General features: G+C 58.8%; 12 protein-coding genes and 5 tRNA genes. 12 read left to right on the top strand and 5 right to left on the bottom strand.

Annotation, left to right across the window (positions count from 1 at the left end; all coding sequences use genetic code 11):
* Positions 1-144: 144 nt before the first annotated feature.
* From pstC to pstB, 3 genes are read left to right on the top strand one after another with little or no spacing between them, the layout of a single operon-like run.
* Complete coding sequence (gene pstC, locus ACUY3D_RS11455; protein WP_070522957.1) at positions 145-1,194, top strand: phosphate ABC transporter permease subunit PstC; 1,050 nt, start codon at positions 145-147, stop codon at positions 1,192-1,194.
* Positions 1,195-1,207: 13 nt separating this feature from the next.
* The gene (pstA, locus tag ACUY3D_RS11450; protein WP_448241136.1) at positions 1,208-2,125 is read left to right on the top strand and encodes a phosphate ABC transporter permease PstA; all 918 of its coding nucleotides are present in this window, start codon (positions 1,208-1,210) and stop codon (positions 2,123-2,125) included.
* Between the two features lie 39 nt (positions 2,126-2,164).
* On the top strand, positions 2,165-2,938 hold the full coding sequence (gene pstB, locus ACUY3D_RS11445) for a phosphate ABC transporter ATP-binding protein PstB (protein WP_070532392.1): 774 nt from the start codon (positions 2,165-2,167) through the stop codon (positions 2,936-2,938).
* A 115-nt stretch (positions 2,939-3,053) separates the two neighbouring features.
* On the opposite strand, the gene phoU is transcribed toward pstB, so the two are convergent.
* Entirely contained in the window at positions 3,054-3,782 is a 729-nt protein-coding gene (phoU, locus tag ACUY3D_RS11440; protein WP_070623131.1) for a phosphate signaling complex protein PhoU, read from the bottom strand.
* 67 nt (positions 3,783-3,849) lie between these two features.
* Complete coding sequence (dusB, locus tag ACUY3D_RS11435) at positions 3,850-4,995, bottom strand: tRNA dihydrouridine synthase DusB (RefSeq protein ID WP_070522970.1); 1,146 nt, start codon at positions 4,993-4,995, stop codon at positions 3,850-3,852.
* Positions 4,996-5,171: 176 nt separating this feature from the next.
* Between dusB and scpC the strand changes: the two genes are divergently transcribed.
* On the top strand, positions 5,172-6,674 hold the full coding sequence (gene scpC / locus ACUY3D_RS11430) for a succinyl-CoA:acetate CoA-transferase ScpC (protein WP_070522973.1): 1,503 nt from the start codon (positions 5,172-5,174) through the stop codon (positions 6,672-6,674).
* Between the two features lie 90 nt (positions 6,675-6,764).
* Positions 6,765-6,837: transfer RNA gene (locus tag ACUY3D_RS11425), tRNA-Lys, on the top strand.
* 66 nt (positions 6,838-6,903) lie between these two features.
* On the opposite strand, the gene ACUY3D_RS11420 is transcribed toward ACUY3D_RS11425, so the two are convergent.
* A complete protein-coding gene (locus ACUY3D_RS11420; RefSeq protein WP_070563984.1) occupies positions 6,904-7,236 on the bottom strand; it encodes a metal-sensitive transcriptional regulator in 333 nt (110 codons plus the stop codon).
* An 83-nt stretch (positions 7,237-7,319) separates the two neighbouring features.
* Between ACUY3D_RS11420 and ACUY3D_RS11415 the strand changes: the two genes are divergently transcribed.
* The 5 genes from ACUY3D_RS11415 to ACUY3D_RS11395 all read left to right on the top strand — a co-directional run bounded on the left by ACUY3D_RS11415 (position 7,320) and on the right by ACUY3D_RS11395 (position 8,279).
* Positions 7,320-7,395, top strand: a tRNA-Glu gene (locus ACUY3D_RS11415).
* Between the two features lie 34 nt (positions 7,396-7,429).
* Positions 7,430-7,506: transfer RNA gene (locus ACUY3D_RS11410), tRNA-Asp, on the top strand.
* A gap of 251 nt (positions 7,507-7,757) precedes the next feature.
* Positions 7,758-7,831: transfer RNA gene (locus tag ACUY3D_RS11405), tRNA-Asp, on the top strand.
* A gap of 20 nt (positions 7,832-7,851) precedes the next feature.
* Positions 7,852-7,924 (top strand) — tRNA-Phe (locus ACUY3D_RS11400).
* A 52-nt stretch (positions 7,925-7,976) separates the two neighbouring features.
* Positions 7,977-8,279, top strand: a complete 303-nt coding sequence (locus tag ACUY3D_RS11395) for a GNAT family N-acetyltransferase (RefSeq protein WP_070522980.1) — start codon at positions 7,977-7,979, stop codon at positions 8,277-8,279.
* A gap of 12 nt (positions 8,280-8,291) precedes the next feature.
* Here the strand turns inward: ACUY3D_RS11395 and epsC are convergent, their stop codons facing one another.
* Both epsC and cysK read right to left on the bottom strand, forming a co-directional pair.
* On the bottom strand, positions 8,292-8,855 hold the full coding sequence (gene epsC, locus ACUY3D_RS11390) for a serine O-acetyltransferase EpsC (protein ID WP_070522984.1): 564 nt from the start codon (positions 8,853-8,855) through the stop codon (positions 8,292-8,294).
* Between the two features lie 120 nt (positions 8,856-8,975).
* Complete coding sequence (gene cysK, locus ACUY3D_RS11385) at positions 8,976-9,914, bottom strand: cysteine synthase A (RefSeq protein ID WP_527249347.1); 939 nt, start codon at positions 9,912-9,914, stop codon at positions 8,976-8,978.
* A 253-nt stretch (positions 9,915-10,167) separates the two neighbouring features.
* Here cysK and ramA point away from each other — a divergent pair, with 253 nt between their 5' ends.
* Together ramA and murA are read left to right on the top strand one after the other, a co-directional pair.
* A complete protein-coding gene (gene ramA / locus ACUY3D_RS11380; protein ID WP_070522991.1) occupies positions 10,168-11,007 on the top strand; it encodes an acetate metabolism transcriptional regulator RamA in 840 nt (279 codons plus the stop codon).
* Between the two features lie 21 nt (positions 11,008-11,028).
* Positions 11,029-12,297, top strand: a complete 1,269-nt coding sequence (gene murA / locus ACUY3D_RS11375) for a UDP-N-acetylglucosamine 1-carboxyvinyltransferase (protein ID WP_070523021.1) — start codon at positions 11,029-11,031, stop codon at positions 12,295-12,297.
* Positions 12,298-12,611 lie beyond the last annotated feature (314 nt).

Genomic DNA, 12,611 nt, shown 5'->3' with positions numbered 1-12,611 from the left:
CGTTACTACGCGGGTTTCTTTGAACCCCCGTAGTGTCCGTTTGAACACACACTTCCGCCCCCAACCCGCCCTTCACGAGCGCTTTGGGGGCGGCAGCATGTCCCGTATTTTCATTGTTTCCGTTGAAAAGGATTCCCTAGTCTCATGGCAGACAACAATCTCACCACAGCGTCGTCCGTGAAGGAGGATGCCGTTTCAGCGACTCGCCCTAGCGCGCATGCGTCCGAGGCGGACGCCACCTCTACGCCCGCCGTCAAGTCCGGTGTGAAACGCCCTGGTGATCGCATTTTTGAATTCCTGTCCACTGCGTCCGCAACGCTGATTACGGTGATGATCGCTGCCATTGCGGCCTTCCTGATCTGGCGTGCGGTTCCTTCTCTGTCCGTCAATGAGGGTGGCATTCTGGGCTTCTTCACCTACGGTGACCGTTGGGAGACCAACGACACCGATGCTATGAAGTTCGGTATACCGACCATGTTCGGTCACACCGTCTTGATTTCCATCGTGGCTCTCATCATCGCGATGCCGGTCGCGCTCGGCATTGCCATCTTCCTGTCCAATTACGCGCCGGCCAAGCTGGTCAAGCCGTTGGGATTCTTGGTAGACATGCTCGCCGCCGTGCCATCCATCGTGTACGGCCTGTGGGGCTGGCAGGTGCTCGGCCCTGCGCTGTCCGGCTTCTACACCTGGCTGCACTCCTGGGCTGGTGGCTTCTTCCTCTTCAAGGTCTACGACAACTCCCCGAACTTTGCGACGGGCCGCAACGTCCTCACCGGTGGCATTGTTCTGGCGGTGATGATCCTGCCGATCATCGCTGCCACCGCCCGCGAAGTCTTTGTGCAGACCCCTCCCGGTCAGATCGAGTCCGCCTTGGCACTCGGCGCCACCCGCTGGGAAGTTATCCGCATGACGGTCCTTCCTTTCGGTATGTCCGGCTACATCGCCGGCTCGATGCTGGGACTGGGCCGTGCGCTGGGTGAGACCATGGCGCTGTACATGGTTGTCTCCCCGCTGGTGGACTTCCGCTTCTCGCTGTTCGACGGCGGTACCACCTTCGCAACGGCCATCGCCCTGGCGGCTGCTGAGTTCGGTAATGAGATGCGTGCCGGTGCGTATATCGCCGCAGGCCTCATGCTGTTCCTTCTGACCTTCTTGGTCAACGCTATTGCCCGTTCCATCGTGAAGAGCAAGTAAGGAGGGCTCAGAGATGACTACGACTACAACTTCCAACTCTGTCCCGGCATCTTCCGGCCCGACCTTCCTGGATATCTCCTCGAGCCGAAAGACCACCAATACTGTTGCCACCGTTCTCGTGTGGGCAACGATGATCATCGCCATGATCCCGCTGTTGTGGGTTCTCTTTGAGCTCATTTCTCGCGGTTCGGGCGCTATCCTGAACCCCGAATGGTGGACCCACTCCCAGCGCGGAATCCTTGATACCGAGGCCGGCGGCGGTGCGCTCCACGCTATTATCGGTACCTTTGTGCAGACCGTCATCGCGACCGTCATTTCCGTTCCGATCGGCATCTTCACCGCGATTTACCTGGTGGAGTACTCCCGCGGTGGAACGCTCAGCCGCCTTACTACTTTCATGGTGGACATCCTCTCCGGTGTGCCTTCCATTGTTGCGGCCCTGTTCATCTTCGCCATGTGGATTACTCTGTTCGGCTTCAAGCGTTCCGGTATGGCGGTGGCGCTATCGCTCGTGCTCCTGATGATTCCGATTGTGGTCCGCAATACCGAAGAGATGCTCCGCGTGGTCCCGATGGATCTGCGTGAGGCTTCCTATGCTCTCGGTGTGCCGAAGTGGAAGACCATCGCACGCATCGTTCTACCGACTGCACTGTCCGGCATCGTCACCGGCATCATGTTGGCCGTGGCCCGCATCATGGGTGAGTCCGCGCCGGTGCTGGTGTTGGTGGGCTCCACCTCCTCCATCAACTGGGACGCACTCAAGGGTACGCAGTCCTCGTTGCCGTTGATGATGCTGGATATGTACAAGTCCGGCGCTGATCCGGCCGTCTTGGACAAGCTGTGGGGTGCCGCCCTTACGTTGGTTCTCCTCATCGCGATTCTCAACATTGGCGCGCGCATCGTTTCGGCGAAGTTCTCCGTCAAGAAGTAACCGTATTCACTTTCTACCTACCCCATAGGAGCACTACTCATGTCCAAGCTTGAGCTCAACGACGTGAACATCTACTACGGTGACTTCCACGCCGTACAGAACGTCAACATGCAGATCCCGGCGAAGGCCGTGACTGCCTTCATCGGCCCTTCCGGTTGTGGTAAGTCCACAGTCCTGCGCACCCTGAACCGCATGCACGAGGTCATCCCTGGTGCTTATGTCAAGGGTGAGATTCTCCTGGACGGCCAGAACATCTACGGGCCCAAGGTCGATCCGGTTTCCGTTCGCAACACCATCGGCATGGTCTTCCAGAAGGCCAACCCGTTCCCGACGATGTCCATTGAGGATAACGTTGTTGCCGGCCTGAAGCTGTCCGGCGAGAAGAACAAGAAGAAGCTGAAGGAAGTCGCCGAGAAGTCCTTGCGCGGCGCCAACCTTTGGGATGAGGTTAAGGACCGCCTGGACAAGCCGGGCGGCGGCCTGTCCGGCGGACAGCAGCAGCGTCTGTGCATTGCTCGCGCGATTGCCGTGGAGCCGGAAGTCCTGCTGATGGACGAGCCCTGCTCGGCGCTCGACCCGATTTCCACCTTGGCTGTGGAGGACCTGATCCATGAGCTGAAGGAAAACTTCACCATCGTTATCGTTACCCACAACATGCAGCAGGCAGCCCGCGTGTCGGACAAGACCGGCTTCTTCTCCCTGGAAGCCACCGGCCGTCCTGGCCACCTGGTGGAGTTCGATGACACCACGAAGATCTTCGAAAACCCCGCAAAGAAGGATACCGAGGATTACATCTCTGGCCGCTTCGGCTAAACATGCGCTTCGGCTAAACACTGACAGCGCCGAAAGCCGGCACCTCTTCTAAAGGTCTAGAAGAGGTGCCGGCTTTGTGCATGCACTGTGCGCTAGGTGTGGCGAGCGGTAGGGGCTAGCGGTGAAACTGGCGCTCCAGCTCCGCCATGCGGGCCTCCAGCTCTGCCTCTCGTTGCTCCTGATCGCGCTTGCGCATGTAGCGGTCGGGGTCCAAACCCGTTGCCAGGTAAATGATGCGGCCGGCAGCTGCTGCGCAATGATCGGCGAATCGCTCGTAGTAGCGCGAAAGCTGCGAGGTTTCCACGGCCTGGCGCACCGTTCCTTTCCACTCCCGCTGCGTCAACATACGAAGCAGGTGTTGGTTGATGTCATCGACGGCGTCGTCGTCCTCGGTCAAACGGAGCGCCAGCTCCGGATCGCGGGTGATAAGGATGTCTTTGAGGCCTAAGGACATGTCGAGAACGAGGCGGGCGTATTCCTCGAAATAGCCCATAATGTCTGGCGGAACAACTGATTCAGGGTGGCGGCGGCGGGCGCTGGTGGCAATGTGCTGAGACAAGCGGCCCATGCGGTAAAAATCTTCCACAATATAGATGGATGCGATGACCTGGCGCAGATCCTTGGCCATCGGGTTTTCCAAGGCCAGAAGGGACACCGCACGGTCTTCGCAGCGCGAGCGGACTTCATCCAACTCATCGCGCAACGACAAGGCCTCTTCGGCTGGTTGCAGGGAGGATTCGATTAATGCCTGAGAGGCAAGAGTCATCAGCTTATGAACCGCAGTGCTCATGATGATGAGGTCATGGGCAAAGTTGTCCAACTGTTCACGGTAGGCAGCGCGCATGTCACGTACTTTAGCTGAACATTTGGTCTAGTGCCTGTCGAGCGACACAAAAAGGGGATTTTCGTGGCTAGCCGCCGGAATGCATAATCTCCGCGCCTTCCGGCACGGTTGCATCCTCCGGATCGTCGAGCCACCCCTCGGGAAGGACCACTTTGGCGGGGGATCCCTGGCGTCCGCGGGCGCCATCGGCGTCGTCGGCAAGCGCAGGCGAATCAGCCCACGGCTCGAGCAGCTCCCGGAGAGCGTCGAGGGAGTTCACGCGGGACAGGCCAGCACGGACCTGACCTCCCACGGGAAAACCGCGTAGGTACCAGCCGATGTGCTTGCGGATATCGCGGCTGGCCTGGTCCTCGCCCTCGTGCTGCGCCAGCAGTTCTGCGTGGCGAATCATAATCTGCGTGACCTCACCCAACGTGGGCTCGGCCGGCACCGGCTCGCCACGAAGGTGGGCGGAGAGCTCCGCAAAGAGCCAAGGACGACCCAGACAACCTCGCCCTACGACGACGCCGTCGCAGCCCGTTTGTTCCATCATGGCGCGGGCATCCGTGGCCTTGAAGATATCGCCGTTACCCAAGACAGGGATACCGGTATGGGCCAAGTGCTCCTTAAGGCGCGCAATTTCATTCCAGTCCGCATGGCCCGAGTAGCGTTGCGCGGCGGTACGGCCGTGGAGCGCGACTGCCGACGCCCCTTCTTCCACCGCAATGCGGCCGGCGTCGAGGTGCGTGTGGTGATCCTCGTCGATGCCCACGCGCATTTTCACGGTGACCGGGATATCGGTGCCCTCTGTGGCCTTGACCGCTGCGGCGACGATGTTGCCAAAGAGGCGGCGCTTATAGGGGAGTGCGGAGCCTCCGCCGCGGCGCGTGACCTTGGGAACCGGGCAGCCAAAGTTCATATCGATGTGGTCAGCCAGATTCTCATCCACGATCATCTTCGCCGCCTTGTAGGTGTACTCCGGATCGACGGTGTACAGCTGCAGCGAGCGCGGATTCTCCTGTGGATCGAAAGTGGTCATGTGCAGCGTCTTGGGATTTCGCTCTACCAAGGCGCGGGCGGTAACCATTTCGCAGACATAAAGGCCGGAGACGGTGCCGGTCTTCGCTATCTCTTGCTCGCGACACAGCACGCGAAAGGCCACGTTGGTCACGCCCGCCATGGGGGCGAGGACAACGGGGGAGTTGAGCTGGATTTTTCCGATAGCAAGAGTCACGCCGCCAATTGTGCGCGGAAAGAGCCTGGGGTGGCAAATTCTCACGAGGAAAGTGAGGGGTGCACACAGTTTGGGGCAGAGTGCGGTAAATCCTCCACCGATTCGCTAGTGTGGTGCATGTAACTAACAGGAAAGGACTGTAACGTAGGTCGTTTCTGCACATAAAAGGAGGACTAATGTCTGAGAGAATTGCATACGCACCGTTTGAGAAGCTCGTGATGAGCGCTGACGAGGCCGCAAAGTTCGTCAACCACGGTGACCGTGTGGGAATCTCCGGCTTTACCGGCGCTGGCTACCCTAAGGCGTTGCCGACTGCCATCGCGGAGAAGGCGAAGGCAGCTCATGAGGCGGGCGAGGAGTTCAAGATCGATGTTTTCTCCGGTGCCTCTACCGCTCCGGACTGTGATGGTGTGTTGGCTGAGGCAGACGCCATCCGCTTCCGCTCTCCGTATAACTCTGACCCGGTTTTGCGCGGCCGCTTCAACGACGGCTCCGCCCTGTACCAGGACATCCACCTCTCGCACTCTGGCCAGCAGGTGGAAGAGGGCTTCTACGGTGACTTCCAGGTAGCCATTATTGAGGCCGTTCGTATTGATGAGAACGGAAATATCGTTCCGTCCTCCGCCGTGGGCAACAACCTCGAATACATCGATGCCGCCGACAAGATCATCATTGAGATCAACGAGTGGCAGTCCCTCAACCTCGAGGGCATGCACGATATCTACAAGATCGAGAAGCTGCCGAACCGCCAGCCAATCCCGATTACCAAGCCGGCTGACCGCGTCGGTACCACCTACATCGAGATTCCGGAGGAGAAGGTCGTGGCTGTGGTCAAGACCAATGCCCCGGACCGCAACGCTCCGTTCAAGGCCCCGGATGAGGTTTCTGAGAAGATTGCTGCAAACTTCATCGAGTTCCTCGAGGGCGAGGTTGCTGCCGGCCGCCTAGAGTATGACAAGTTCATCATGCAGTCCGGTGTGGGCAACGTCCCGAACGCCGTGATGGCAGGCCTGTTGGACTCCAAGTTCGAAAACATTCAGGCCTATACCGAGGTTATCCAGGACGGCATGCTGGATCTTATCGACGCTGGCAAGATGACCGTCGCCTCCGCAACCTCCTTCGCCCTGTCCCCGGAGTACGCGGACAAGATGAACGCTGAGGCTGATCGCTACGCCAAGCACATCATCCTGCGCCCGCAGCAGGTATCCAACCACCCGGAGGTTATTCGCCGCGTGGGCCTGATTTCTTCCAACGGCATGATTGAGGGCGATATCTACGGCAACATCAACTCCACCAACGTCTCCGGCTCCCGCATCATGAACGGTACTGGCGGCTCGGGTGACTTCACCCGTAACGCCTACATCTCCACCTTCGTCTCCCCGTCGGTGGCCAAGGGCGGCGCTATCTCCGCCATCGTGCCTTTCGTTTCTCACACCGACCACACCGAGCACGACACCATGGTCATCATCACCGAGTATGGCGTTGCGGACCTGCGCGGTTTGGCCCCGAAGGAGCGCGTGGAGAAGGTCATCGCCGTGGCTCACCCGGACTACCGCCCGATGCTGGAGGAGTACTTCGAGCGCGCCAAGGCTAACAAGTTCCAGCACACCCCGCACGATCTGAAGACCGCCTTCGATTTCCAGGTGAACTTCATGGAGAAGGGTGACATGCGCGGCTAAGTCTTAGACCCGCAAGGTTGTGGCCCTTACCGCTGAAGGTGAGGGCCATTTCCTTTTCTTTGGTGCCACCGGCTAGGATAGGTGAGCGTTGGGCCTTTAGCTCAGTTGGTAGAGCTACGGACTTTTAATCCGCAGGTCGTGGGTTCGATCCCCACAGGGCCCACAAAAAGAGCCGCCTTCGGGCGGCTCTTTTTTGTTTTGGGGCCCAAGCGCAGGGCTGGGTTCAGGGCTAGCTCTTAACGAGCTTCCTGATGGCCCGCATGGCCTCCTCGAGCTTCTCTGTGGCTACTTGTCCGTCTTCGGCGGCTGCTCCCGCCACACAGTGTTCTATGTGGTCCTCCAAGAGCGCTAGGGAAACGTTCTCGAGCGCTGAAGTAACCGCTGAGATCTGCGTGATGATGTCGATGCAGTATTGGTCCTCCGCGATCATGCGGTGGATGCCTCGGGTTTGGCCTTCGATGCGCTTGAGGCGAGCCAAGTACTTTGCTTTCTGCTCATCATTGGAGTTGTAGCCGTGCACACCCGGCTCGTGACAGGAACAGGTATCCCGCTGGTCAGCCATGGTTTTCTGCCTTTCTGCCAGGACGATTTGGTTAAGTGAGGATGTCTCCAGTATATTTTTACAAAGTTGCCTCAAGGCAACGGGCCCCCATCGTCTAGCGGCCTAGGACACCGCCCTTTCACGGCGGCGGCACGGGTTCGAATCCCGTTGGGGGTACCAACACTTTTGTGTTGGTGCACAAGAAAATACTTATGGCCCTGTGGCGCAGTTGGTTAGCGCGCCGCCCTGTCACGGCGGAGGTCGCGGGTTCAAGTCCCGTCAGGGTCGCCATATTTCAGCCTCGGAGCATTGTTTATAGAACATATGCCTCGGGGCTTGTGTCGTTTTATGGTGGTGTGTGGAGGCTCCTGCAACGTCGCAAATGGCGCATAGATCTGTATAGGTCTAGGCGCTGTGGTGACAGTGTGTATTGAGGGGCTGCATCACCCTGAAAACGGTGAATGACATGCTGATTTGGTGTGCTTATCTAGCTTTGTGTAGAGTACTTATTCGTGCCCAGCGCACAACAGATAATTGAAAATGGCCCTGTGGCGCAGTTGGTTAGCGCGCCGCCCTGTCACGGCGGAGGTCGCGGGTTCAAGTCCCGTCAGGGTCGCCGAAGTCCTCGTGGCTTCTGGCCAGATAGCTCAGTCGGTAGAGCACACGCCTGAAAAGTGTGGGGTCGCCAGTTCGATCCTGGCTCTGGCCACAAGACAGCCCCTTCCATTGGAAGGGGCTTTTTTGTTGCTCTTTTTGGTTTAATGGGCGGCATGACTACTTCAGTTGCGCACCAAACCGATCAATCCCGTTTCGTCATCACCGTTGATGGGGAAGAAGCAGGCTTCGCCGAATACAGTGATTCCGCTACCACACGCGAATTCACGCACACGGAAATCTTCGAGTCATTTCAGGGCCAAGGACTGTCCAAGCCGCTAATTAAAGCGGCACTGGATGATGACTCAACGGCCGGCCGCCAAGTCATTCCAACGTGCAGCGCCGTGGCGCGCTTCATTGAGAAGAATCCCGATTACCAGCGGCTGACTGCCCGTGAAGGCAGCCTTTAAGGGCACGGTCTATTAGATGTAGTAGTCCGGGTCCACCAGCTTGATGCGCTCATCCTTCTTGCGCGGGCGGTTGGTGGCCGGGATACCGATGGCAATGTGCTCCGGTGGCACGTCCTTTGTCACCACGGCGTTGGCACCCACAGCGGAGCCGTGGCCGACGGTAATCGGGCCGAGCACTTTAGCGCCCGCGCCAATGGTGACGTTGTCCTCAATTGTTGGGTGGCGCTTAGTCTGTGTCAGCACCTGACCACCGAGCGTGACGCCGTGGTAAAGCATGACGCCATCGCCAATTTCGGCGGTTTCACCGATGACGATCCCCATGCCGTGGTCAATGAAGAAGCGCCGGCCAATGGTAGCGCCGGGGTGAATCTCGATTCCGGTGAAGAAGCGGTTAAGCTGCGCCAAAATACGGGCTGGCCCACGCCATCCACGTTTCCACATGCGGTGGGCGATTCGGTGCGCCCAAATGGCGTGAAGGCCGGAGTAGACCACGGCATTTTCGACGTCGCCGCGCGCGGCCGGATCATGCTCGCGCGCGTTGGCGAGGTCTTCACGAATCATCTTCAAGATGTGCATGCGAACCATCCTATCTAGAAAGAAAAAGCGCCCCCTAGCACAGAGGGCGCTTTTATTCGGAGGGCTCACCACGGCGCCGTGCTTGGCGACGTCCCGTGGAAAGCCACGTTAGCGTTTTCCTTAGGCCTCGCGAATGTCCTCGAAGAGGATGGTGGAGACATAGCGCTCACCGAAGTCCGGGGCGACGACGACGATGGTCTTGCCCTTGAACTCTTCGCGCGCAGCCAGCTTGAGTGCCGCAGAGACGTTGGCACCGGAGGAAATGCCGACGAGCAGTCCTTCCTCGGTGGCCAGCTTGCGGGCAGTGGAAACGGATTCCTCGGTGGTTGCGGTGAGCACCTCGTTGAGGATCTCGCGGTCCAGAACCTCGGGGACAAAGTTGGCGCCGATGCCCTGGATCTTGTGGGGGCCAGCGTGTCCCTCGGAGAGGACGGGGGAGTCAGCGGGCTCAACGGCGACCAGATAGGTGTCGGGGTTCTGGAAACGCAGGTAGCGGCCCACACCGGTGACGGTGCCGCCGGTGCCGACGCCAGCGACGAAAGCGTCAACCTTGCCCTCAGCGTCGTCCCAGATCTCGCGGCCCGTGGTTGCCTCGTGAATCTTCGGGTTTGCCTCGTTGGCGAACTGGGAGGCCAGGATGGCGTTGGGGGTCTCAGCGATAATTTCGTTGGCCTTCTCGACAGCACCCTTCATGCCGGCAGCGCCCGGGGTGAGGACGATTTCAGCGCCATAGGCGCGCAGCAGTACCTTGCGCTCGTTGGACATGGTCTCCGGCATGGTGAGGATGACCTTGTAACCCTGGGCGGCACCGACGAGTGCCAAGCCGATGCCGGTGTTGCCGGAGGTGGCCTCAACGATGGTGCCGCCTGGCTTTAGCTCGCCGGATTCTACGGCGGTGTCGACAATCGCCTTGGCAATGCGATCCTTGACGGAATTAGCGGGGTTGAAAGACTCAACCTTCACCAGTACCTCGGCGCCGAGGCCTTCGGTCAGGCGGTTGAGGCGGACAAGCGGGGTACCGCCGATGGTGTCGAGAATATTGTTGTATACAGCCACGATGTGGACTCCTTGAAAATAAGTTCTGATGTACAGCAGACACTCTACACCGTGGCAATAGACCAAGTGGTATATAGATTCTGAACAGATCATTCGGGCATGGCATGTGGGATTTGAGGCGTCTCATGAGGGCGAGGCGTGATTTAGAATTACCCCCGTCGGCCGGTTATACTTCGCAAATAGTGTTCGCCTACCCCCGTTTCAGGCGGGAAATGTGGGTGCACCTGCTGGTTACCCCCGAGTAAGAGAGAGTCTCATGGAGCCGCACCGACTCAAGGATGACGACGAAGCCGTACGCGCAGCGCTCTCGTCACTAAAGACCGCAACGGGAATCCCCGTCACGATGTACGGGACCTTGCTGCCGGACAATCGCCTGCAGATTACCCAGTGGGTAGGGCTGCGGACCCCGGCCTTGCAGAATTTGGTGATTGACGCGAACGTGGGCGTCGGCGGGCGCGTTGTCAGCACTCGCCGCGCGGTTGGTGTGTCCGACTACACTCGTGCCACCACAATTAGCCATGAGAATGATCGCCATATCCAAGATGAGGGGCTGCATTCGATCGTGGCGGTGCCGGTCACCGTTCAGCGTGAAATCCGCGGTGTCCTCTATGTTGGCGTCCATTCGCCGGTGCGCTTGGGCGACAAGGTAATCGAGGAAGTCACCATGACCGCTCGGTGCCTCGAGCAGGATCTGGCCGTTAATTCCGCGTTGCGTCGTGCCGACGGAGGCAAGGGCGGCGCTGCTCGCGGTCACGTGATGAACGGGGCTGAGTGGGAGCAGGTGCGCTCAACGCACTCCAAGCTCCGCATGTTGGCTAACCGAGTCAACGATGAAGACCTCCGTAAGGAACTAGAGGCTCTTTGCGACCAGATGGTCTCCCCGGTGCGCGTTAAGCAGTCCACCAAGCTTTCTGCTCGCGAGCTGGATGTTCTTTCCTGCGTGGCGTTGGGGCATACCAATGTCGAGGCGGCCGAGGAAATGGGTATTGGCGCCGAAACGGTGAAGTCCTATTTGCGCTCTGTCATGCGCAAACTGGGTGCACATACTCGCTATGAGGCGGTTAATGCGGCCCGTCGTATAGGCGCGTTGCCCTGATCGTAGGTAAGTTGGGTGGGCGTGAAAGACCAATTTATTGTCTCCGGTGGGGCGCGCCTGCAGGGCACCGTCAAGGTGGACGGTGCCAAGAATAGTGTGCTGAAGCTGATGGCTGCGGCACTGTTGGCGGAGGGCACCACCACGCTGACCAACTGTCCTAAAATCCTTGATGTTCCACTGATGCGAAAGGTCCTTGAAGGCCTTGGCTGTTCAGTGGAAATCGATGGCCACACCGTGCAGATCACCACGCCGGCCACGTTGCATTCCAATGCAGACTTCGATGCGGTGCGCCAATTTCGCGCGTCGGTGTGTGTATTGGGGCCGCTGACGGCGCGTTGTGGTCACGCAAAGGTAGCTTTGCCAGGTGGCGACGCCATTGGTTCCCGCCCACTGGACATGCACCAATCTGGGCTAGAGAAGATGGGCGCTAGCACGCGCATCGAACACGGCGCCGTTGTAGCAGAGGCGGATCAACTCCATGGCGCGAACATCAAGCTCGATTTTCCCTCGGTAGGCGCTACCGAAAATATTCTTACTGCTGCAGTCCTTGCGGATGGCGAAACCCAACTCCACAATGCGGCCCGCGAACCGGAAATTGTGGACCTGTGCACGATGCTCAAGGAAATGGGCGCCGACATCTCCGGGGAGGGGACATCCACCATCACCATTCGGGGAGTGGACAAGCTGCAACCGACGGAGCACGAGGTTATCGGTGACCGTATTGTTGCGGGTACGTGGGCATATGCTGCCGTAATGACTCGCGGGGATATCACGGTGGGCGGTATTGCTCCCAAGCACCTGCACCTGCCGTTGGAGAAGCTTAAGTCCGCCGGTGCGGATATCGAGGACTATGTCAATGGTTTCCGCGTGCGCATGGACCGGCGTCCAACTGCTGTGGACTACCAAACGCTGCCGTACCCCGGCTTCCCCACGGATCTTCAGCCGATTGCCATCGGGCTCTCCGCGGTCGCGGAAGGTACATCCATCATCACGGAAAATGTCTTTGAGTCTCGTTTCCGGTTCGTCGATGAGATGCTCCGCCTTGGCGCTGATGCCCAGGTGGATGGACACCACGTAGTTATCCGCGGTCAAGAGCGCCTGTCCTCGACGCATGTCTGGAGCTCCGATATCCGCGCAGGTGCCGGATTGGTCCTCTCCGCTTTGTGTGCGGATGAGACGACCACCGTGCACGATGTCTTTCACATCGACCGCGGCTATCCCAACTTTGTGGAGAACCTGCAGGCCTTGGGCGCCACCATCGAGCGCACTCAAGAGGAGGAGCTCTACTAAGGAGCATTGCTTGGCGACGTCCCTATGTGGCGCACCTTTTCGGTGTGTCACCTGGGGATTTGTTGTTTGTTGGGGGTGTGCGTATATTTATCCGAGTCGCCGCGAGGTAGCCGGGAGGTTAACTGGTGGTAGATGTTCGGGCAATGTTTGTTCGGCGGGTTTGACTTTGGTTGAGCTTGTTGGGTAAGGTTGTTCGGGCCGCTGCAGAGAGGTTAACGTTTGGTTAATTTTGTTTGTGGTGTGCGAACGATGTTTGAGAACTCAATAGTGTGCCAATGTACTTTTGTGTTGGTTGATTTTATTCATTGTGGCCG

The sequence above is a fragment of the Corynebacterium guaraldiae genome, from assembly GCF_053480195.1.
Note: the sequence above shows the minus strand (reverse complement) of the source record. Positions and strands in the feature narration are given on the sequence as shown.

Bases quoted from the DNA above. Each gene is read 5' to 3' on its own strand.
- ACUY3D_RS11395 (WP_070522980.1), top strand. From the start codon at position 7,977: ATGGGCGGCATGACTACTTCAGTTGCGCACCAAACCGATCAATCCCGT.
- ACUY3D_RS11420 (WP_070563984.1), bottom strand. From the start codon at position 7,236: ATGGCTGACCAGCGGGATACCTGTTCCTGTCACGAGCCGGGTGTGCAC.
- pstC (WP_070522957.1), top strand. From the start codon at position 145: ATGGCAGACAACAATCTCACCACAGCGTCGTCCGTGAAGGAGGATGCC.
- phoU (WP_070623131.1), bottom strand. From the start codon at position 3,782: ATGCGCGCTGCCTACCGTGAACAGTTGGACAACTTTGCCCATGACCTC.
- pstA (WP_448241136.1), top strand. From the start codon at position 1,208: ATGACTACGACTACAACTTCCAACTCTGTCCCGGCATCTTCCGGCCCG.
- epsC (WP_070522984.1), bottom strand. From the start codon at position 8,855: ATGCACATCTTGAAGATGATTCGTGAAGACCTCGCCAACGCGCGCGAG.
- ramA (WP_070522991.1), top strand. From the start codon at position 10,168: ATGGAGCCGCACCGACTCAAGGATGACGACGAAGCCGTACGCGCAGCG.
- scpC (WP_070522973.1), top strand. From the start codon at position 5,172: ATGTCTGAGAGAATTGCATACGCACCGTTTGAGAAGCTCGTGATGAGC.
- pstB (WP_070532392.1), top strand. From the start codon at position 2,165: ATGTCCAAGCTTGAGCTCAACGACGTGAACATCTACTACGGTGACTTC.